The 19,423-nt window shown below is 55.6% G+C and carries 20 protein-coding genes; 6 read left to right on the top strand and 14 right to left on the bottom strand.

Going from position 1 to position 19,423, the window contains the following annotated elements; translation table 11 throughout:
• Positions 1-66 precede the first annotated feature (66 nt).
• On the bottom strand, positions 67-639 hold the full coding sequence (ppiA, locus tag WFL93_RS17580; protein ID WP_007892242.1) for a peptidylprolyl isomerase A: 573 nt from the start codon (positions 637-639) through the stop codon (positions 67-69).
• Positions 640-902: 263 nt separating this feature from the next.
• Here ppiA and tsgA point away from each other — a divergent pair, with 263 nt between their 5' ends.
• A complete protein-coding gene (gene tsgA / locus WFL93_RS17575) occupies positions 903-2,081 on the top strand; it encodes an MFS transporter TsgA (protein ID WP_007892246.1) in 1,179 nt (392 codons plus the stop codon).
• Positions 2,082-2,114: 33 nt separating this feature from the next.
• Here tsgA and WFL93_RS17570 read toward each other — a convergent pair whose 3' ends face one another.
• Positions 2,115-3,398: a cytosine deaminase gene (locus WFL93_RS17570; protein ID WP_336778685.1), complete on the bottom strand. Its 1,284-nt coding sequence runs from the start codon at positions 3,396-3,398 to the stop codon at positions 2,115-2,117.
• Positions 3,399-3,641: 243 nt separating this feature from the next.
• Between WFL93_RS17570 and nirB the strand changes: the two genes are divergently transcribed.
• The 5 genes from nirB (at position 3,642) to WFL93_RS17545 (ending at position 9,270) form a co-directional block, all read left to right on the top strand.
• A complete protein-coding gene (gene nirB, locus WFL93_RS17565; RefSeq protein ID WP_336778684.1) occupies positions 3,642-6,182 on the top strand; it encodes a nitrite reductase large subunit NirB in 2,541 nt (846 codons plus the stop codon).
• Complete coding sequence (gene nirD, locus WFL93_RS17560) at positions 6,179-6,505, top strand: nitrite reductase small subunit NirD (protein ID WP_336778683.1); 327 nt, start codon at positions 6,179-6,181, stop codon at positions 6,503-6,505. The genes nirB and nirD overlap by 4 nt, the downstream gene beginning before the upstream one ends.
• Before the next feature lie 30 nt (positions 6,506-6,535).
• Positions 6,536-7,339, top strand: coding sequence for a nitrite transporter NirC (nirC, locus tag WFL93_RS17555; protein ID WP_336778682.1), 804 nt, complete (start codon positions 6,536-6,538; stop codon positions 7,337-7,339).
• A gap of 44 nt (positions 7,340-7,383) precedes the next feature.
• Entirely contained in the window at positions 7,384-8,748 is a 1,365-nt protein-coding gene (gene cysG, locus WFL93_RS17550) for a siroheme synthase CysG (RefSeq protein WP_336778681.1), read from the top strand.
• 75 nt (positions 8,749-8,823) lie between these two features.
• Positions 8,824-9,270, top strand: a complete 447-nt coding sequence (locus WFL93_RS17545) for a hypothetical protein (protein WP_007892259.1) — start codon at positions 8,824-8,826, stop codon at positions 9,268-9,270.
• A gap of 49 nt (positions 9,271-9,319) precedes the next feature.
• On the opposite strand, the gene trpS is transcribed toward WFL93_RS17545, so the two are convergent.
• From trpS to pilM, 12 genes are all read right to left on the bottom strand, one after another.
• Positions 9,320-10,324 (bottom strand): tryptophan--tRNA ligase, encoded by a 1,005-nt coding sequence (gene trpS / locus WFL93_RS17540; RefSeq protein ID WP_007892261.1) that lies wholly within the window; start codon positions 10,322-10,324, stop codon positions 9,320-9,322.
• Positions 10,325-10,339: 15 nt separating this feature from the next.
• A complete protein-coding gene (locus WFL93_RS17535; protein ID WP_007892264.1) occupies positions 10,340-11,017 on the bottom strand; it encodes a phosphoglycolate phosphatase in 678 nt (225 codons plus the stop codon).
• Entirely contained in the window at positions 11,001-11,684 is a 684-nt protein-coding gene (gene rpe / locus WFL93_RS17530) for a ribulose-phosphate 3-epimerase (protein ID WP_007892266.1), read from the bottom strand. The genes WFL93_RS17535 and rpe overlap by 17 nt, the downstream gene beginning before the upstream one ends.
• Before the next feature lie 65 nt (positions 11,685-11,749).
• Positions 11,750-12,562, bottom strand: coding sequence for an adenine-specific DNA-methyltransferase (gene dam / locus WFL93_RS17525; RefSeq protein ID WP_336778680.1), 813 nt, complete (start codon positions 12,560-12,562; stop codon positions 11,750-11,752).
• Between the two features lie 96 nt (positions 12,563-12,658).
• Complete coding sequence (locus tag WFL93_RS17520; RefSeq protein ID WP_336778679.1) at positions 12,659-13,699, bottom strand: SPOR domain-containing protein; 1,041 nt, start codon at positions 13,697-13,699, stop codon at positions 12,659-12,661.
• A 64-nt stretch (positions 13,700-13,763) separates the two neighbouring features.
• A complete protein-coding gene (gene aroB / locus WFL93_RS17515; RefSeq protein WP_049851940.1) occupies positions 13,764-14,852 on the bottom strand; it encodes a 3-dehydroquinate synthase in 1,089 nt (362 codons plus the stop codon).
• A gap of 39 nt (positions 14,853-14,891) precedes the next feature.
• Positions 14,892-15,413 (bottom strand): shikimate kinase AroK, encoded by a 522-nt coding sequence (aroK, locus tag WFL93_RS17510; protein ID WP_008107887.1) that lies wholly within the window; start codon positions 15,411-15,413, stop codon positions 14,892-14,894.
• Between the two features lie 481 nt (positions 15,414-15,894).
• A complete protein-coding gene (hofQ, locus tag WFL93_RS17505; protein ID WP_072093422.1) occupies positions 15,895-17,154 on the bottom strand; it encodes a DNA uptake porin HofQ in 1,260 nt (419 codons plus the stop codon).
• On the bottom strand, positions 17,096-17,476 hold the full coding sequence (locus WFL93_RS17500) for a HofP DNA utilization family protein (protein ID WP_336778678.1): 381 nt from the start codon (positions 17,474-17,476) through the stop codon (positions 17,096-17,098). The genes hofQ and WFL93_RS17500 overlap by 59 nt, the downstream gene beginning before the upstream one ends.
• Positions 17,466-17,960 carry a HofO family protein gene (locus WFL93_RS17495; RefSeq protein ID WP_336778677.1) on the bottom strand — a complete coding sequence of 165 codons (495 nt, stop codon included), beginning with the start codon at positions 17,958-17,960 and terminating at the stop codon, positions 17,466-17,468. Before WFL93_RS17495 ends, WFL93_RS17500 begins: the two co-directional genes overlap by 11 nt.
• Positions 17,953-18,495, bottom strand: a complete 543-nt coding sequence (locus WFL93_RS17490; protein WP_336778676.1) for a PilN domain-containing protein — start codon at positions 18,493-18,495, stop codon at positions 17,953-17,955. Before WFL93_RS17490 ends, WFL93_RS17495 begins: the two co-directional genes overlap by 8 nt.
• Complete coding sequence (gene pilM / locus WFL93_RS17485) at positions 18,495-19,304, bottom strand: pilus assembly protein PilM (protein ID WP_049851936.1); 810 nt, start codon at positions 19,302-19,304, stop codon at positions 18,495-18,497. The genes WFL93_RS17490 and pilM overlap by 1 nt, the downstream gene beginning before the upstream one ends.
• Positions 19,305-19,423 lie beyond the last annotated feature (119 nt).

The following is a 19,423-nucleotide window of genomic DNA, read 5'->3' as shown; positions in this document are numbered from 1 at the left end:
AAGCAGCAATTTTTTGCTTTGCCGGAGATGAAATGACGCGCCAATAGAATATGGCGCGTTACGCGATTAAGGCAGGACTTTGGCGGAGAGGATAACAATCGGTTTTGACGGCACATTTTGGTACGGGCCCACATCTTTGGTCGGCACCTGAGCTATCTTATCGACCACATCCTGGCCTTTCACAACTTTACCAAACACCGCATAACCAAAATCACGCTGACCGTGATCGAGGAACGCGTTATCTGCCACGTTGAGGAAGAATTGGCTGGTGGCGCTATCTTTATCTGCGGTACGCGCCATTGAAATGGTGCCGCGCAGATTACGCAAGCCGTTATCGGCTTCGTTTTTGATTGGTGCAACAGTTTGCTTCTGCTGCATATCCGTCGTGAATCCGCCGCCCTGAATCATAAAGCCAGGAATAACGCGGTGGAAAATGGTGTTGTTGTAGAAACCATTGTTGACGTAATCGACGAAGTTTTTCACCGAAACCGGGGCTTTCTGGTTGTTCAGTTCGAGTTCAATATTGCCCGCAGACGTGGTGAGCAGCACATGTGTATCCCCTTTGGCTGCCAGAGCGGCAGAAGATACAGAAGAGAGCGCTAACAGGGCAACGGCCGCTGTCAAAGTACGTTTAAGCATGAAAGATTCCTTACCATGGAGAGCTAGCTCAAAAACGAGATTGATTGTAAAGAGCATGTGATCCAAGAGCCAGCGTTTTACCGATATTTACGTGGATGTTGCGATTGTCATACTTTTGCCGCCACGCAATCATTTGCGTGATTAAAATCACACTCTTAGTGAAATAGTTCCTGCTTGTTTCACTCGTTGTTTATTAAGATCACAGTTGCACTTACAATTCATGACACTTTTTTGCCAATCTCGGCGCTTCACAGGTTCAGAACATGACAAACCGTAATCGGCTCGGCCTTACCTGGATTAGCTATTTCTCCTATGCGCTCACCGGCGCACTGGTGATCGTAACCGGTATGGTGCTGGACAATATCGCGCAGTACTTCCAACGCCCTATCTCAGAAATGAGCAACACCTTTACTTTCCTTAATGCGGGCATTTTGGTGTCAGTGTTTCTGAACGCCTGGCTGATGGTGATTGTGCCGCTGAAGCGTCAGTTGATTTTTGGCTTCGTGCTGATGATCCTCGCCGTCGCTGGCCTGATGACCAGCCACGATCTCACCGTCTTCTCGCTGTGCATGTTCGTACTCGGCGTGGTCAGCGGAATTACCATGTCGATCGGCACCTTCCTGATCACCCATCTGTACGACGGTCGTCAACGCGGCGCACGTCTGCTGTTCACCGATTCATTCTTCAGCATGGCGGGCACCATTTTCCCGATTATCGCCGGTATCCTGCTAGCGCGTGCGCTGCCATGGTATTGGGTCTATGCCTGCATCGGCGTGATTTATGTCGCGATCTTTGTGCTAACGCTGTTCATCGAGTTCCCGGTATTGAAAAGCGAGGCGGCTAAGCCAGGCGTGGAGAAAGAGAAGTGGGGCATTGGCGTACTGTTCCTGTCGATTGCGGCGCTGTGCTACATCCTTGGCCAGCTCGGCTTCATCTCCTGGGTACCGGAATACGCCACCAAATCAATGGGCATGGATATTGCCGCTGCCGGTCAACTGGTCGGTAATTTCTGGACCGCGTATATGGTCGGCATGTGGGTGTTTAGCTTCGTGCTGCGCTTCTTCGATCTGCAACGCATTCTGATGGTGCTGGCAGCACTGGCAACGGGTTTGATGTATTGGTTCGTCACGTCCAAAGATGCTGGCATGCTGCACTGGATCATCATGACGCTGGGCTTCAGCTCTAGCGCCATTTACACCACCATCATCACGCTGGGCTCGCTGCAAACCAAGGTCTCTTCACCGAAGCTGGTGAACTTCATCCTGACCTGCGGCACCGTCGGCACCATGCTGACGTTCGTGGTGACCGGCCCAATCGTGGCAACCGGTGGCGCACATGCGGCGCTCTCTACCGCCAACGGTTTGTACGCCGTGGTGTTTGTGATGTGTGTTCTGCTGGGCTTTGTGACCAAACATCGCCAGCATGGCCACGTTACTCACTAAGTTTGACGGGCGGACTTCGGTCCGCCCTGCTCTTCACCGCTTAAACGTTACCGCTTCTTTTTCCGCTAAATAGATTTCACTGCTGGCTGGCTGCGTCGCTGCCACTAATACCCCTTTGCGCAGCGAATAACGCACCGGCACCTGACGCCGCACGGCATCAAATCCGCTCTCCGCCGGCAGAATAATCAAACTGGCCTCGTGGCCCGGTTGAATACCGTAATTCGCCAGCTGCAGGGTTTTGGCGCTGTTCGCTGTAATCAGCTGTAATCCGTTATCGATCTGCTCGTAACCCATCAGCTGACAGACGTGCAGTCCCATATGCAACACCTGCAGCATGCTGGCGGTGCCAAGCGGATACCAGGGATCGAACACGTCATCGTGCCCGAAACAGACGTTGATATTGGTCTCCAGCAGCTCTTTCACCCGCGTGATGCCGCGACGTTTGGGATAGCTATCAAAGCGCCCTTGCAGATGGATATTCACCAGCGGATTGGCGATGAAATTGATATTGGAAAGCTTGAGCAGGCGAAACAGCCGCGACGTGTAAGCATTGTTGTATGAGTGCATCGCCGTGGTGTGGCTGGCGGTGACGCGTTCGCCGTTGCCATCGCGATGCGCCAGCGCCGCCACCGTTTCGACAAAGCGCGACTGCTCATCATCAATCTCATCACAATGCACATCCACCAGCCGATCGTAGCGATTGGCCAGCGCAAACGTCTTATGCAGCGACTCGACGCCATATTCGCGGGTAAATTCGTAATGCGGAATCGCGCCAACCACATCCGCGCCCATGCGCAGCGCCTCTTCCAGCAAGGCTTCACCGTTGGGATAAGAGAGAATGCCCTCCTGCGGAAATGCCACAATCTGGATATCGATCCACGGTGCCATTTCCGCTTTCACTTCCAGCATCGCTTTTAACGCGGTAAGCGTGGGATCGGAGACATCAACATGCGTGCGCACGTGCTGAATGCCGTTGGCGATTTGCCACTTTAGCGTTTGCTGCGCGCGCTGTTTAACATCCTCATGGCTGAGCAACGCTTTGCGCTCCGCCCAGCGTTCAATGCCTTCAAACAGCGTGCCGGATTGGTTCCACGACGGTTGACCGGCGGTTTGCGTGGTGTCGAGGTGTATGTGCGGCTCGATAAACGGTGCGCTCGCCAGTCCGCCCTCAGCATCCAACGTGTCAGGCTGTGCTGCGGTTTGCGACGGCTGCGGGCGAAGGTGCGCAATTTTGCCGTTGTCGATTTCGATTTGCCACAAGCCTTGCTGTCCTGCTAAGCGCAGGTTGTTAATCCACTTCAGTGACGGGTTTGCCATGCCGTTCTCCGCTAAAACACAAAATCTAAAGCTAGCATGAAAACCAATGTCACCGCGGGCACATTCCGTAGCGGCGAAGAAAATGATTGGGTAATTATCAACCAAATAAGCCACTTAACTTATTTGTTCAAAATCAGTTACATACCTCTAAATAGGTATATAAGGGCGCGCTTGATGTATATCAATAAGCGCCTAAAGCGGGGCGTTAAGGTAGCCGCAGATACCGCAATTTTTGAGGCAAGCATGAGCAAGCACAGTGTCGTTATTATTGGCAACGGCATGGTCGGCCACCGCTTTATAGAAGAACTTATCGACAAAGATGTTTCGAATCAGTTTTCGATAACCGTTTTCTGTGAAGAACCCCGGGTCGCCTATGATCGCGTCCACCTTTCCGCCTATTTCTCCCATCACACCGCTGAAGAACTTTCACTGGTTCGCGAAGGTTATTACCAGAAGCATCAGGTGAATGTATTGCTTGGCGAACGCGCCATCACCATTAACCGCGACGAAAAACTGATTCACTCCAATACCGGTCGCGCGGTGCATTATGACACGCTGATTTTCGCCACCGGATCCTACCCATGGATTCCCCCCATCAAAGGTGCGGAAGGCAGCGACTGCTTTGTCTATCGCACCATTGAAGATCTGAACGCCATTGAAGCCTGTTCCCGTCGCAGCAAACGCGGCGCGGTAATTGGTGGCGGCTTGCTGGGGCTCGAAGCTGCAGGCGCGCTGAAAAACCTCGGCATTGAAACCCACGTGATTGAGTTCGCACCCGTGCTGATGGCGGAGCAGCTCGATCCGCAAGGCGGCGAGCAGCTGCGACGCAAAATCGAGCAGATGGGCGTGCGCGTCCACACCGGCAAAAACACCCAGCAAATCGTTCATCATGCCAAAGGCGGTAAAACGCTGGAGTTTGCCGACGGCAGCGCGCTGGATGTGGATTTCATCGTCTTCTCTACCGGCATTCGTCCACAGGACAAACTGGCTAAGCAGTGCGGTCTGACGCTAGGTCAGCGCGGCGGCATCGCCATTAACGATCATTGCCAAACCAGCGACGCGGCCATCTACGCTATCGGCGAATGCGCCGCCTGGCAGAACCGTATTTATGGCTTAGTTGCGCCGGGCTATAAAATGGCACAGGTCGCCAGCGATAGGCTGTTGGGCCGCAATAATGCCTTTGCCGGTGCAGACATGAGCGCCAAGCTGAAACTGCTGGGCGTGGATGTCGGGGGCATTGGTGATGCACATGGCCGCACGCCGGGCGCGCGCAGCTACCTGTGGCTCGACGAACAGAAAAATATCTATAAGCGGCTGATTGTCAGCGAAGATAACCGCACATTGCTGGGCGCGGTACTGGTGGGTGACACCAGCGATTACGGCAATCTGCTGCAACTGGCGCTGAATAACATCACGTTACCCGAAAATCCCGAATTGCTGATCCTGCCTGCAGGCAGCGGCGAGAAACCGGCAATGGGCGTTGATTCGCTGCCGGATAGCGCACAGATCTGCTCCTGCTTCGACGTGAGTAAAGGCGATATCGTCAAGGCCGTGCAGGGCGGTTGCCACACCGTAGCGGCGCTGAAAGCCGAAACCCGCGCCGGAACCGGCTGCGGCGGCTGCATTCCCTTGATTACGCAGGTACTGAACGGTGAACTGAGCCGTCAGGGCATCGAAATCAACAATCATCTGTGTGAGCACTTCCCTTACTCGCGTCAGGAGCTGTATCACCTGATTCGCGTAGAAGAGATCAAATCGTTTGACGCGCTGCTGGCCAAATATGGTCAGGGCTACGGCTGCGAAGTGTGTAAGCCCACCGTGGGTTCGCTGCTGGCCTCGTGCTGGAACGAGTACGTACTGAAGCCACAGCTGGCACCGCTGCAGGACAGCAACGATCTGTTCCTCGGCAATATTCAGAAAGATGGCACTTACTCGGTGATCCCGCGCTCAGCCGGAGGTGAAATTACCCCGGAAGGGTTGATGACAATTGGCGCCGTGGCGCGCCAGTACAATCTCTACACCAAAATCACCGGCTCGCAGCGTATTGGCCTGTTTGGCGCGCAGCGTGACGATCTGCCTGCCATCTGGACACAGCTGATTGAAGCCGGTTTTGAAACCGGACAGGCGTATGCCAAAGCGCTGCGCATGGCGAAAACCTGCGTCGGCAGCGTCTGGTGCCGCTTTGGCGTTGGCGACAGCCTTGGCTTCGGCATCGAGCTGGAGAATCGCTACAAAGGCATTCGTACCCCGCACAAGATGAAGTTTGGCGTCTCCGGCTGCACCCGTGAATGCGCGGAAGCTCAGGGCAAAGACGTAGGCATTATCGCCACCGAAAAAGGCTGGAACCTATATGTGTGCGGCAATGGCGGCATGAAACCTCGTCACGCCGATCTGCTGGCTGCCGATCTCGATCGCGACACGCTGCTGCACTATCTGGATCGCTTCATGATGTTCTACATCCGCACCGGCGACCGCCTGCAGCGAACTTCGCTGTGGCTGGAAAGCATGGATGGCGGTATCGACTATCTGCGCAGCGTCATTGTTGACGACAAGCTTGGCCTCAATGCGCAGCTTGAAAGCGAGCTGACTCGCCTGCGCGGCGAAGTTGAGTGCGAATGGACCGCAACGGTGCAACATCCGCAGCAGCACAATCACTTCAACACCTTTATCAACAGCGATCAGCGCGATCCGCTGGTGCAGCATATTAACCAACGCGATCAGCATCGCCCGGCGCGTCCCGACGAGCGCATTGCGATCACCCTGATTGAGGAGATCGACGCATGAGCCAGTGGCATCCGGTGTGTGAACTCAACCAAATTCTCCCGGCGACCGGCGTTTGCGCCCTCGTCAAAGGCCAGCAGATTGCCATTTTCCGACCGCGCGATGATGAGCAACTCTACGCATTAAGCAATATTGATCCTTTCGCCCAGGCCAGCGTGTTATCACGCGGTTTGATTGCTGAGCACCAGCAAGCGCTGTGGGTGGCAAGCCCACTGAAAAAGCAGCGCTTCCGCCTGAGTGATGGCTTTTGTCTGGAAGACGAAGCGCGTTCCGTGGCGAGCTATCCGGTGCGCGTCAGCGCAGGCAAGGTTGAGATAGGTGCCTGACCGCATTCCTTCACTTTATGAGACGTCACTATGTTTACTGACACCCTTAATAAATGCGCCGCCAATGCGGCGCGCATTGTGCGTACTGCACAGCACAGTCCGCTGGCTTTTTGGATCGGTTCAGCAATGGCCGGCGCCTATGTGGGCCTGGCAATTATCCTGATCTTCACGCTCGGTAATCTGGTCGAAGCGGCATATCGTCCACTGCTGATGGGAGCGACCTTTGGGATTGCGCTGACGCTGGTGATCATCGCCGGTTCCGAGCTGTTCACCGGTCATACCATGTTCCTCACCATTGGCGTGAAAGCCGGCACCATCAAACAAGGTCAGATGTGGTGCGTGTTGCCGCAAACCTGGTTAGGAAATTTGGTCGGCTCGGTGCTGGTGGCACTGATTTATTACTATGCCGCGGGTCCGCTGCTGCCAAATGCTGGCTCGCTGATCCACAGCGCAGCGCTGGCGAAAACCACGCAGCCGGCCATGGCGCTGTTCTTTAAAGGCGCACTGTGTAACTGGCTGGTGTGCCTGGCGATTTGGATGGCGGTGCGTACGGAAGGGACGGCGAAGTTTATCGCCATCTGGTGGTGTTTACTGGCGTTTATCGCTTCCGGCTATGAGCACTCGATTGCCAACATGACGGTCTTTGCGCTGTCGTGGTTTGGTCAGCATAATGCAGACCTCACAATGAGCGGTATCGGCCACAATTTGCTGTGGGTGACGCTGGGCAATATGTTCTCTGGCATGGTGCTGATGGGCCTTGGCTACTGGTATGCCACGCCGCAGGCGCAACGCCCGCAGCCCGAAGCGCAAGCCGCGCCGCTCAAAGCGGTATAACACTTTTTTAGCCCGCCCCGTGCGGGCTTTTTTCAGGATGAGCTATGGACTACTTTCCGCTGTTTTGCCGCCTGCAGGGCAAACGTTGTTTATTGGTTGGCGGTGGTGATGTGGCAGAGCGCAAAGCGCGTTTGCTGCTGGATGCCGGTGCCGATCTGCACGTGGGCGCGCTGGATTTCTCCCCTGCCTTCCAGCAGTGGGCACAACAGGGAAAGTTGACTTTACTACCCGGCGCGTTTGATGAGCGCTGGCTCGACGGCTGCTGGCTGGTGATTGCCGCCACCGACGATGACGCGGTCAATCAGCAGGTTGGCGATGTGGCTGAGCAGCGTCGCATCTTCTGTAATCTGGTGGATGCACCACAGGAAGCCAGCGCCATTATGCCATCGATAATTGACCGCTCACCGCTGATGATTGCGGTGTCATCCGGTGGTCGTGCGCCGGTGCTGGCGCGTTTACTGCGGGAAAAACTCGAAGCAATGCTGCCACAGCATCTCGGTGAGCTGGCTGCACTAGCCGGTTCGTTGCGTAGTCGTGTGAAGCGCACCTTCGCCAGCATGGCGCAGCGCCGCGCGTTCTGGGAACGTTTTTTTGTTAGCGATCGTCTGGCACAAACCCTGGCAAATAATGATCGGCCGCGCGCGGAGCATATCGTCGAGACCTTATTCGATGCACCGCTGTCGCAGCAAGGCGAAGTGGTGCTGGTGGGCGCCGGGCCGGGCGATGCCGGATTGCTGACGCTGAAAGGCCTGCAGCATATTCAGCAGGCCGATGTTGTGGTGTATGACCGCTTAGTCTCCGAGCCGATTCTCAATCTGGTGCGCCGCGATGCTGAGCGTATCTTCGTCGGCAAACAGGCGGGCCATCACTGCGTGCCGCAAGCGCAGATCAATCAGGTTTTGCTTGAGCAGGCGCAGAGCGGCAAGCGCGTAGTGCGACTGAAAGGCGGCGATCCCTTTATCTTTGGTCGCGGCGGCGAAGAGCTTGAACTGTTGGCGCAGCACCATATTCCGTTTAGCGTGGTGCCGGGCATTACTGCCGCATCGGGCTGTGCTGCCTACAGCGGCATTCCGCTTACGCATCGCGACCACGCGCAAAGCGTGCGCTTCGTGACCGGCCATTTGCAGCAGCACGGGGAAATCGAATGGCGCAAGCTGGCCGCCGAGCAGCAAACGCTGGTGTTCTATATGGGACTGGCGCAGGCGCCTGAGATCCAGCAGCAGCTGTTGCAGCACGGCATGGATGCGACCATGCCAGTCGCGATTGTGCAGAATGGCACCACGCCGCAGCAGCGGGTCGAAACCGCAACCCTGGCTGATCTGGCGACGTTAGCGCAGCAGTTTGTCAGTCCAGCTCTGATTATTGTTGGTCGCGTTGTGGAACTGCGCTCACAGTTACGCTGGTTCTGAAGCGGCAAAAAACTGTACAGCGCTGCGCTTTGTCGCCAGACTAATAGCCATCTTTCTCATTGATAAGGAGTTTCCATGCGCGTTGCTTCACTGGTTTGCGCGTTGCTATTGCCGCTAAGCGCGGTTGCCGCTGCTGCACCCGTTACCTGGTCGAACGTCGTCGGCGAATGGCAGGTGGTGGCGGTAACACCTAAGAAGGAGATGGGTCAGATCTACATTAAGAATGACCCGCAGTTTATGGGTGCGCGCGTGGCGTTTAAGCCGAATGCGATCAACTGGACGCGCGGTACCGCCGAACGCAGCATCAATCCTTCGGTCGATAACTGCGCAACTAAACCGCGTCTCACTGCCGCCAATGGCGCGGGGCAAGATCGTGATTTCACTTTCCGCTACGGTTTCAACGTGAGCTGTGGCAATAAGTCGTGGGGACCAGCACCGGGTGCCGTGCTGAGCGTGCTGGCTGACGGCAATGCCCGTCTGTTCTGGGATGGCGCCGAACTGGCGTTACATCGCATCAAATAAAAACGGCGGGTCATGATGACCCGCCGTTCTGCTCTATGCTGCAAGCCGTTTATGGCTGTGCGACAAAACCTACCGCTTCGTACACTTTCTTTAGCGTTTCCTGCGCATGCGCTCGGGCTTTCGCTGCGCCATCGCGCATCACCTGATTGAGCAGCTCTTCATCGTTGCGGAAACGATGATAACGCTCCTGCAAATCGGTCAGCATGCCTGAAACTGCATCCGCAACCGCGCCTTTCAGATGGCCATACATTTTGCCTTCAAACTCCTGCTCCAGCTCGGCAATGGTTTTGCCTGTGACGCCAGCGAGAATGTCCAGCAGGTTAGAAACACCGGCTTTCTCTTTGATGTCGTAGCGCACCACGGGCGGCTCGGCAGAGTCAGTCACTGCGCGTTTGATCTTCTTCACCACCGCTTTGGTGTCTTCCAGCAGACCAATCACGTTGTTACGGTTGTCGTCTGACTTGGACATCTTTTTTGTTGGCTCAAGCAGCGACATCACACGCGCGCCCGATTTCGGAATGAACGGCTCAGGCACTTTGAACACGTCGCCATACAGCGCATTGAAGCGCTGCGCGATATCGCGGCTCAGTTCCAGATGCTGCTTCTGATCTTCGCCCACCGGCACCTGATTGGTTTGATACAACAGGATGTCTGCCGCCATCAGCACCGGATAATCAAACAGGCCGGCAGTGATGTTTTCCGAGTAACGCGCTGATTTATCTTTGAATTGCGTCATGCGGCTCAGCTCGCCGAAATAGGCGTAGCAGTTCAGCACCCAGCTCAGCTGCGCATGCTCTGGCACATGCGACTGAACAAAGATGGTACTTTTGGCCGGGTCGATGCCGCAGGCAAGGTACAGCGCTAAGGTATCCAGCGTGGCTTTACGCAGCGCAACCGGATCCTGACGTACGGTTATGGCGTGCAGATCGACGATGCAGTAAATGCAGTGGAAATCATCCTGCATCTGCACCCACTGACGCAGCGCACCCATATAGTTGCCAATGGTCAGTTCACCGGAAGGCTGGGCGCCGCTGAAAACGATGGGTTTGCTCATGTTATGTCCTGATAATCACAGCCCGATAGCGGGCAAAAGTTCGTCAAAAGAGTCGAGAGTTAAATCGGGTTGGCTTGTCGCAATCGGCTCGCCGTAGTTGTAGCCAAATGTCATGCCGATATTCGGCACGCCTGCTGCCTGGGCCGCGAGAATATCATTGCGCGAATCGCCGACAAACAGCAATTGTCCGGGAAGCACGCCAAAATGGCCAAGCACGAGGAAGATAGCCGCCGGGTGGGGTTTTTTCACCACCACATCATCGCCGCCGATAATCTGCGTAAAGTAATCAGCAATACCGAGTGACTTAAGCAGCGGCGCAACAAACGGCGTCGGTTTGTTGGTGACGATCGCCAGCGGCAGGCCTTGCGCCTGCAGCGCTGCCAACGTCTCTTTCACCTGCGGGAACAGCGTGCTGCCCGCTTCCACCGTTTGGGCGTAATATTTATCGAACAGTGCACGCGCATCACGTTGCTCTTCGGCATGCGGTTCGCGTCCCAGCGCCCACGTCAGCGCGCGGGTCATCATCACGTCGGCACCGTTACCAATCCAGGTGGAGGCTAATGCCAAACCCGGCGGCGGCAATTGCAGATCGGCCAGCGCATGATCGATGGCCTGCGCCAAACCCGGCGCGCTATCGACCAGCGTACCGTCAAGATCGAACGCCAGCGCGCGGATATCAGTGAAATGAGCCATTAACTTTCTCCAGTTCGCCACGCATCTCGTCGATTACTTTCTTGTAATCCGGATGACCAAAGATCGCAGAGCCCGCGACAAACATGTCTGCACCGGCAGCAGCAATCTGGCCGATGTTGTCGATTTTCACGCCACCATCCACTTCCAGACGAATGTTATAGCCGCTTTGATCGATCAGGCGACGCGCTTCGCGCAGTTTGTCGAGCGTACCGGGAATGAAGGATTGACCACCAAAACCAGGGTTCACCGACATCAGCAGAATGATATCCAGCTTATCCATTACGTAGTCGAGGTAGTCGAGCGGTGTCGCGGGGTTGAATACCAGACCCGCTTTGCAACCGTGCTCTTTGATCAGCTGCAGCGTGCGATCAACATGCTCGCTGGCTTCCGGGTGAAAAGTAATAAAGGTAGCGCCCGCTTTAGCGAATTCCGGGATCAATGCATCCACTGGTTTTACCATCAGATGCACATCAATAGGTGCAGTGATGCCGTAATCGCGCAGCGCTTTCAGCACCATCGGCCCCATGGTCAGATTAGGAACGTAGTGGTTATCCATTACATCGAAATGGACCACATCACCACCTGCCGCCAGCGCTTTGGCTGTGTCTTCGCCCAGACGAGCGAAATCAGCAGCAAGAATTGAAGGGGCCAGTAAAAATTGTTTCATCCGAATCTCCCAATTTTGTGCGCCAGCCGGAGCTGGCGTAATGCGTTGGTCGCGGACGAAACAGACTAGCGGAAAAGCGCCAGCAGTTCGTCGACCTGAGTGCGACCACTTATGCTTCGGCTGATGGAACGCCGGGCTTTGACTACGTGTAAATCCGCATTCTGATACCACTCGCGCGTGAGCACTGTATCGTGGTTAGAAATCAGTACCGGGATGCGATTTTGCTGCGCCAGCTTATTGGCCAGTTCCGCCAGATGCTGCTGCTCGCGCAGGCTAAAACTGTTGGTGTGATACGCGGTAAAATTCGCCGTTGCCGAGAGCGGCGCATACGGCGGATCGCAATAAACCACTGAGCCTTCAGCGGCGTTGTTCAGAGTAACATCGTAAGATTCACAGACAAAGGTCGCTTTTTGCGCCCGTTCGGCGAACCACAGCAGCTCCGCTTCCGGGAAATAGGGCTTACGATAGCGACCAAAAGGGACGTTAAACTCCCCACGCAGATTGTAGCGGCACAGCCCGTTGTAACCATGGCGATTGAGATACAGGAACAGTACCGCGCGCTGATATTCATCTCTGCTGGCATTGAATGCGATACGCTGCGCGTAGTAGGTTTCCGCCGTGTTACCGTCGGCGTTGAAAAGCTGGCGCGCGTCTTCAATGAACGCTGCGGTACGCGTTTTGACGATGTTATAGAGATTGATGAGATCACCGTTGATGTCCGCCAGGTGATAGCGGTCATAATCGGTATTGAGGAATACTGAACCGGCGCCGACAAAGGGTTCGATTAGACAATCACCTTGTGGCAAATGACGACGGATGTCATCAAGGAGCGGGTATTTCCCTCCGGCCCATTTCAGGAAAGCGCGATTTTTTTTCATGCTGTCGTGGTTATTACATCTTAATTATTGGCTGTGGTGAAACCGACAGCAGCTCTGCGCTTTAAACGGGGCCACATCTGCGCAGCCCCACATCAATTACTGACTTTCTTTCTTCACCTGACTAAGCGGTTTCACCCAAGGATTCGCCGCACGCACTTCTGCTGGCAGCGATGCCACCGCGCGTTTCGCATCGGCTGGCGTGGCGTAAGCACCACTCACCAACACGTACCATGGCTGACCGTTGCGCGTGGTTTTATACACGTGATAACCGCTCAGGTTCTGTTTTCTCGCCCAGGCGTTCAGGCTCTCTTCTTTCGACGCACCGCTCAACTGCAGCGTGTAGTTGCCGCCCGATGGCAACGATTTGCTGGCGCTGCTGCTCGCAGGCGCCGCATTACGCGCTGGCGTAGTGTGCGTGTTGTTCTCTTTCACCGGCGTCGATTTAGTCGCTGCCGGAGCTTTGTGCGTGGTGGTGCTAGCAGCGTGCGTCTCGCGTGCACCGTTGCTGGCATTACGCGGTGGGGTTTCCGCACGCATCGCTGGCGGCGTCATCGCCTTACCGTTGCCACTCACCGTTGCCGGTGCGGTTGGCAGCGAACTGTTACCCTGTGCGCCTTGTGCCGCAGCATCAACAGAACCCTGCTGATTGTTCAGCGCGGTGTTGAGATCGCCCGGCAGCGTGACACGCTGTTGGTTTGCTGGAGTATCAACGGTTTCGGCCTGAGTGGGCGTTGAGGATACCGGTGGCATCGAGATGGACTGGGCGTCGTTGCCCGCAGGTGCAGCCGCTCCCGCTGTAGTTTGCGCAGCGCCGCCATCAGCAGACTGTGTGGCATTTTGCTGGCCGCTCATGGACGTCGAACCTGAAAGGTCGATGTTCTTTTCGCTGCCACCGGCTGAAGGTGCCGCGCCATTATTTGCGGTATTGGTTGCTGGTTTCTTCTCATCTGGACCGGTTAACGCCGAACCAATTCCCAGCACCACCAACAGCAGAACTAAAATACCAATGCCCATCATCATATGCTGACGAGAAACCGGTACTTTCACTTTCGGCGCAGAAGACGATTTGCGTGACCGCGTCGGACGGCGGTCACTGGCGTCAGGTTTTAACTCGTCTTCCGGTTTGAACTCATCCATTTAGCCTCCTCCGTAAAACGACGCGCTTCCCACACGCCGCATCACCACTCATCACTTCTAATAATCAGGGTTTCTGGCAATCATTGATTGCTGCCAGCACCATATCATGAGCCACACCTGCACGCACTTCAGAGCGGCCAATAGCGAGAGGCAGCACCAGACGCAACTCGCCGGCCAGCACTTTTTTATCGCGCATCATGTGAGGCAGATAATCTTCCGCCGCCATGCTCGCCGGGCCATGCACCGGTAAACCGGCGCGCAATAGCAGCGCGATAATGCGATCGGTTTCAGCTGAAGTGAACTGCCCCAAACGCTCGGCGGTACGCGCGGCCATCACCATGCCAGCCGACACCGCTTCGCCGTGCAGCCAGTTGCCGTAACCCATATGCGCTTCAATCGCATGACCAAAAGTATGGCCCAGATTAAGCAGTGCACGCACACCGGTTTCGCGCTCATCAGCCGCGACCACTTCGGCTTTAAGCTCGCAGCAGCGACGAATGCAGTAAGCCATGGCTTTTTCATCCAGTGCCAGCAGAGCATCAAGATTCTGCTCCAGCCACAGGAAAAATTCGCCATCAAGAATAATGCCGTATTTGATCACTTCCGCCAGACCCGACGCGAGTTCGCGCGGCGGCAGAGTGGCCAGGCAATGGGTATCCACAACCACAGACGCGGGCTGGTAAAACGCCCCAATCATGTTTTTGCCAAGAGGATGGTTTACCGCGGTTTTGCCACCCACGGAGGAGTCAACCTGAGACAGCAACGTGGTCGGCACCTGAATAAAGCGCACACCGCGCTGATAGCTGGCCGCAGCAAATCCGGTCAGATCACCAATCACTCCACCGCCCAGTGCAATCAGCGTGGTATCACGACCGTGCGGCTTTTTCAGCAGCGCGGTGAACACCTCGTCCATTACAGCCAACGTTTTGTACTGCTCACCATCAGGCAAAATGACCTGATCTACCTTCACTCCAGCCTTGCTGAGTAGCGCTGCCAGGGGTTCCAGATAGATCGGCGCCAGTGTCTGGTTTGTTACCAGCATGGCATTGTCGCCTGCTTTGAGCGGCCAAAAAGAAGCCGGATCGTTAAACAGTCCGGCAGCGATGGTGATGGGGTAACTGCGATCCCCGAGTGAGACAGTGATCTTCTCCATGATGACCGATACCTATTACTGAGCCCTCAGGGCGCTGGATTAGTTCTTTTCCAGCATGTTGATAATCTGATTGGCCACCACTTTTGCACTCTGATCGTCAGTGCGAATAGTGACATCAGCGATCTCTTCATAAAGCGGATTACGTTCACCTGCTAGCGCTTCCAGTACTTCGCGCGGCGGTGATTCAACCTGCAACAGCGGACGCTTTTTATCACGCTGGGTACGAGCAAGCTGCTTTTCGATGGTGGTTTCTAGGTATACGACCACACCACGGGCGGAGAGACGATTACGGGTCTCGCGGGATTTGACGGAGCCACCACCGGTCGCCAGGACAATGCCCTGCTTCTCGGTCAGCTCATTAATGATCTTTTCTTCACGATCGCGGAAGCCTTCTTCGCCTTCCACATCAAATACCCAGCCTACATCCGCTCCGGTGCGTCGCTCAATTTCCTGATCGGAATCGAAAAATTCCATATTGAGTTGCTGAGCCAACTGACGACCAATAGTGCTTTTGCCGGCACCCATCGGCCCAACCAGAAAGATATTGCGTTTCTCTGCCATTTTATCGGTATTACTAAGAATTCGTTGATGATACCCCGCGTTCAGCATAGCTGGCGGGACAGGAACTGAGACCTCATGAGCGTTAACAAGAGTCAGACGGAAAATTATCTCAACACTCATGGCCGTTTGGCAACCGAATAAATTGCCCCCGGCGACCTCTTAACAGGACCGGTCTGTGGTTCGCGAGACGGTAACGCACCTCCGCTAATCCGCTATATTTCGTGCTACAGGCACGCTGGCCGGGGTCATCCACCGTAATCGCTTACCAATGTAAGCACAGTGAATTCACTCATTTAACGTCCTACTGGAGCTCGAATTATTTTGGAGATATTTCTTTTGACGTCAGTATCGCTTGTGACCGACGTCATTCGGAAGGTTATTCTGCCGCGTTCCGTTACACCGTTTTGAAAATCGCTAAACCTTGTAAGCTAATTCCAGCCCTGCGTCAACGCAGTTGGCCTCACAGAACGAATTTTCCGCTTTATCCGGCAGTAAGCGCTGCTTCCCTGACCAGTCTGGGGGTAATAAAGATAACCAGCTCCTTTTTTTTCTGCTCGTCGGTCTGCTGACGGAACAAATTCCCCAGCAGCGGCAATTCACCCAGCCAGGGAACGCGTTTTTCGCTCTGCGTACGCTGCTGCTGAAAAATGCCGCCGAGCGCTAAAGTTTCGCCATCTCGAAGCGTTACCTGAGTTTCAATCTCCTGCTTGTCAATACTCAGTACCTGATTATCGCCAATGTTAACGCTCCTTCCCGGCAGGTTCTGACTCAATCTGAGTTTTAGCTGGATGCGTCCATTACCTAACACCACGGGTGTAACCTCCATGCCCAGCACCGCTTCTTTAAATTCAATCGCCGTCGCCCCGCTATTACCTGACTTCACCTCATAGGGGATTTCCGTTCCCTGCTTGATAGTGGCGGTCTGTTGATGCGCGGTAAACAGGCGCGGGCTGGCGATAATTTCGATTTGGTTCTCCTGCTCCAATGCGCTTAATTCGAGGTTCAACAATTCGCCACTCACCTGGCCCAGCGTCACGCCGGCACGAAACGCCGGATTGCCCACCGCCAGGGGAATATCCAGCAGTGGATTACGCAGCGCCTGGGTCACGACTTCTGCGGGTGAAGTGCCCCAGTTAACGCCCAGCTCGCGCAGATGCTCTTCATTGATGGTGACGATGTGTGCAGCCAGCTCAACCTGCTCCAGCGGTAAATCTAATGCTTTTAACCAGCGCTCAGTGTCACGCAGCGCCTCGGTCGTATCGCGCAACAGCAGACTGTTGGTGCGACTGTCCACCGTCACGCTGCCACGTGGCGTCATCAAGGATCGCTCGGCTTGTAAGCTACGATAAATATCGCTGGCGCTGGCGTAATGCAGCGTCACGGTTCGTTGTTCCAGAGGCGTTTGCTGTTTTTCCTCCTCACGCTCTGCCTGCGCTTGTTGCGCCTGCAACTGTTGCCAGCTTTCTGGGTAGACCAACAGCACGCCCTCTTCCTGTACCACGGTAAGTTTTGCCAGCTGTGTCACCAGGGCGAGCGCGCGCTCCCAACCCACATTATCTAAGCGCAGCGAGAGGCGGCCCTCAACACCCGGTGCAATCAGCAGGTTGGTCTGCTGATAATCCGCCAGCGCCTGTAAAATGCGTTCAACCGGCGCATCATCAAACGTCAGGCTCAGGCGATCGTCACTGGCGCGCAGCGGGGCGCTCAGAGACAGCAGTATCAGTAACGTCATCCATTTCATAAAAACCTCCTTTTATTACCCATGTGATTTGCTGGGGCGAACAACTTTGTGCCGCGTTCAGCACCAGCGTGCGTGCCGTAAGCTGCACGACTTGCCAGGGCGGCAGCGGAAAGGGTGTTTGCTCGGTCAGCCGATGACTTTTTCCCTGCGGAGAAACCAGCCACGCCACATAGTGCGGCGCTGCACCAATGATGCCCTGCAAACGCCAGCCTTGCGGCGCGGCAACCTGTGCCTGGCAAAGCGTTTCTGTCAGCGGCTGGAAAGGATCGCGCGCTAGCGCAAGGGAGCTGCAGAGCAGCAACAGCAGCGCGCTACTCCGCATCGTCACTCTCCAGCCAAAGTTGCGTGTTCAGCACGCCCTGCTCGGCTTGCAGCTGAAAACGCTGTGGCACGGCTAAGCGGGTCGTGGCGAGCTCGCTAAACAGCGGCAGAAACTGTGGCCAGATGAGCCGCAGCTGTAGCTGTTGCGGCTGGCTGTCCGGATGCCAGGCTTCCAGCTGGCTACCCCGTGCAGCAACAATTGTCTCCAGCGTTTGCTGCGCCGCCATGTCCGGCTCAGGTTGCTGCAGCGTGGCGATCTCATCTTGCAACAGCTCAATGGTTGGAAAGAGTGCCAGCTGTTGCAAACGCTGTTGCTGTTGTTGCCTCATTTTTCCCAGCTGTTGCTGTTGCGCTTCATGCATCTGCTGCTGCGGACGAAGCACTACCCACCACATCAGCGCGAACAGCAGCAGCGATAACAACAGTAATGCTACGATGCGTAGCGGTAGCGTTAACATCAGCCAGCGTTGCAGCAGATCATTCATCGGCCAACTCCTGTATGCGCGCATGCAGGGCGAAGCGATAATCGCCGCCGGACTGGCGCTGCACACCGCCCTGCTTCACGCTGCTGAACAACGGCTGCGTTATCAATTGATGACGAAAATCACTCACTGCCGCCATGCTCTGCGCCTGCCCCTCCAGCACCAACTGCCCCTGCCGCCGCTCAAGGCGATGTAGCCATAAGGTTTCAGGCATTAGTTCCGGCAATTGCTGCCAGAAATGCTGCCAGCGATGGTGCTGATCTTGCCGCTGTTGCTGGGCGCGCTGCGCCTGAAGAAGTGACTCACGCAACTGCAGCAGCGATTGCTGCTGCTCAAGCTGCTGTTGCAGTGTGTTGAGGATGAAGGTGATATCCATCAGGGCTTCCGCCTGTAGCTGCCGTGCGATTGCGCCACGCCACCACAGCGCTGAAAGGATCAGCAAGGTGCAAACCAACGTCAGTGCCAGCAGCGTGATGCTCTGCTGGCGCCGCCGCTGCCATTGCTGGATGCGCCAGGGAAGCAAGTTGACCGCCAGCATCAGGCATCCTCCGGGCGCAGTGCCAACCCAAGCGCGATAGCAAACTCACCCTCCTGCTCGGGCAAAGGCGGTTGCAGATAGTGCAGCAGCGTAAACGGCTTGCAACGTTTCACCTGCTCCTCAGGCAAGACCTGGGGTGACGTGCAGAGTACGCTCTCCATCTGTGGAAAGGTGTCACGCAGTTGCGCGAGAGTGAGGGGTTCGGTGGCTGCGCCTGAGGTGGTGCTTTCACCTGCCAGCGTCCATAGCCAGTGATCGCTAAGCGGATGAATCAACAGCTGGTTGTGGCGTAAAGGCATACGCATGCCGATTTGCGTCAGCGCCAGGCTACTCAGCTCAAATACGTCAGGTCTCAGACCCGCCTGTTTGAGCGGCGTCAGCCATTGGCCGATCACCTCGCGCCGCGCCGCAGTGACGCAAAGCTGCGAAGCCTTACCCGGCGATCGATAATCCAGCGATAGCGAAGCCGGCTCAACCGGGAAAAGACGCTGTGCGGAAGCCGCCACATAACGCCCTAATGCTGGTTCACGCAACGAGGTTTCCGGCAAGGGTAAGGTTCGTTGCAACACCAGCTGTGGCGGCAGACCAACACGCAGCGAATAACGTTTCGGCAGATGGCGCTGCCAGCGTCCTAACATATCCAGTAACGCAGGCGTGGTTTGCAGCACACCGTTTCTTAACGTATCTTGCGGCAGCGTTTGTTGCCACCAGTGTCGCAACTGCCAACCATGACGACGGCGTTCAATGCCAAGGGCACAGATCTGCCCATTTTGGATGTCCAGTCCGATTTGCCAGCGCTCAAAAGCCATGCGCGCGATCTCCTTATCATTACCATTGAAGGGAATTAGGCCAATACTCGAAAGAATTGGCGTTGCAGGAAGTCGGCAAGTGCATGAATCTCCAGCCGCTTACATGAGTTAGTGACTAA

Source organism: Pantoea sp. USHLN256, assembly GCF_037149875.1.
Lineage (GTDB): Bacteria > Pseudomonadota > Gammaproteobacteria > Enterobacterales > Enterobacteriaceae > Pantoea > Pantoea nemavictus.
The sequence above is the reverse complement of the archived record's forward strand: the minus strand, read 5'-3'. Positions and strand labels throughout refer to the sequence as shown.

Bases quoted from the DNA above. Each gene is read 5' to 3' on its own strand.
- WFL93_RS17500 (WP_336778678.1), bottom strand. From the start codon at position 17,476: ATGCGGAGTAGCGCGCTGCTGTTGCTGCTCTGCAGCTCCCTTGCGCTA.
- WFL93_RS17520 (WP_336778679.1), bottom strand. From the start codon at position 13,699: ATGGATGAGTTCAAACCGGAAGACGAGTTAAAACCTGACGCCAGTGAC.
- WFL93_RS17495 (WP_336778677.1), bottom strand. From the start codon at position 17,960: ATGAATGATCTGCTGCAACGCTGGCTGATGTTAACGCTACCGCTACGC.
- hofQ (WP_072093422.1), bottom strand. From the start codon at position 17,154: ATGAAATGGATGACGTTACTGATACTGCTGTCTCTGAGCGCCCCGCTG.
- rpe (WP_007892266.1), bottom strand. From the start codon at position 11,684: ATGAAACAATTTTTACTGGCCCCTTCAATTCTTGCTGCTGATTTCGCT.
- nirD (WP_336778683.1), top strand. From the start codon at position 6,179: ATGAGCCAGTGGCATCCGGTGTGTGAACTCAACCAAATTCTCCCGGCG.
- WFL93_RS17535 (WP_007892264.1), bottom strand. From the start codon at position 11,017: ATGGCTCATTTCACTGATATCCGCGCGCTGGCGTTCGATCTTGACGGT.
- WFL93_RS17490 (WP_336778676.1), bottom strand. From the start codon at position 18,495: ATGCTGGCGGTCAACTTGCTTCCCTGGCGCATCCAGCAATGGCAGCGG.
- dam (WP_336778680.1), bottom strand. From the start codon at position 12,562: ATGAAAAAAAATCGCGCTTTCCTGAAATGGGCCGGAGGGAAATACCCG.
- aroB (WP_049851940.1), bottom strand. From the start codon at position 14,852: ATGGAGAAGATCACTGTCTCACTCGGGGATCGCAGTTACCCCATCACC.
- WFL93_RS17545 (WP_007892259.1), top strand. From the start codon at position 8,824: ATGCGCGTTGCTTCACTGGTTTGCGCGTTGCTATTGCCGCTAAGCGCG.
- pilM (WP_049851936.1), bottom strand. From the start codon at position 19,304: ATGGCTTTTGAGCGCTGGCAAATCGGACTGGACATCCAAAATGGGCAG.
- trpS (WP_007892261.1), bottom strand. From the start codon at position 10,324: ATGAGCAAACCCATCGTTTTCAGCGGCGCCCAGCCTTCCGGTGAACTG.
- aroK (WP_008107887.1), bottom strand. From the start codon at position 15,413: ATGGCAGAGAAACGCAATATCTTTCTGGTTGGGCCGATGGGTGCCGGC.
- WFL93_RS17570 (WP_336778685.1), bottom strand. From the start codon at position 3,398: ATGGCAAACCCGTCACTGAAGTGGATTAACAACCTGCGCTTAGCAGGA.
- ppiA (WP_007892242.1), bottom strand. From the start codon at position 639: ATGCTTAAACGTACTTTGACAGCGGCCGTTGCCCTGTTAGCGCTCTCT.
- nirB (WP_336778684.1), top strand. From the start codon at position 3,642: ATGAGCAAGCACAGTGTCGTTATTATTGGCAACGGCATGGTCGGCCAC.
- tsgA (WP_007892246.1), top strand. From the start codon at position 903: ATGACAAACCGTAATCGGCTCGGCCTTACCTGGATTAGCTATTTCTCC.
- cysG (WP_336778681.1), top strand. From the start codon at position 7,384: ATGGACTACTTTCCGCTGTTTTGCCGCCTGCAGGGCAAACGTTGTTTA.
- nirC (WP_336778682.1), top strand. From the start codon at position 6,536: ATGTTTACTGACACCCTTAATAAATGCGCCGCCAATGCGGCGCGCATT.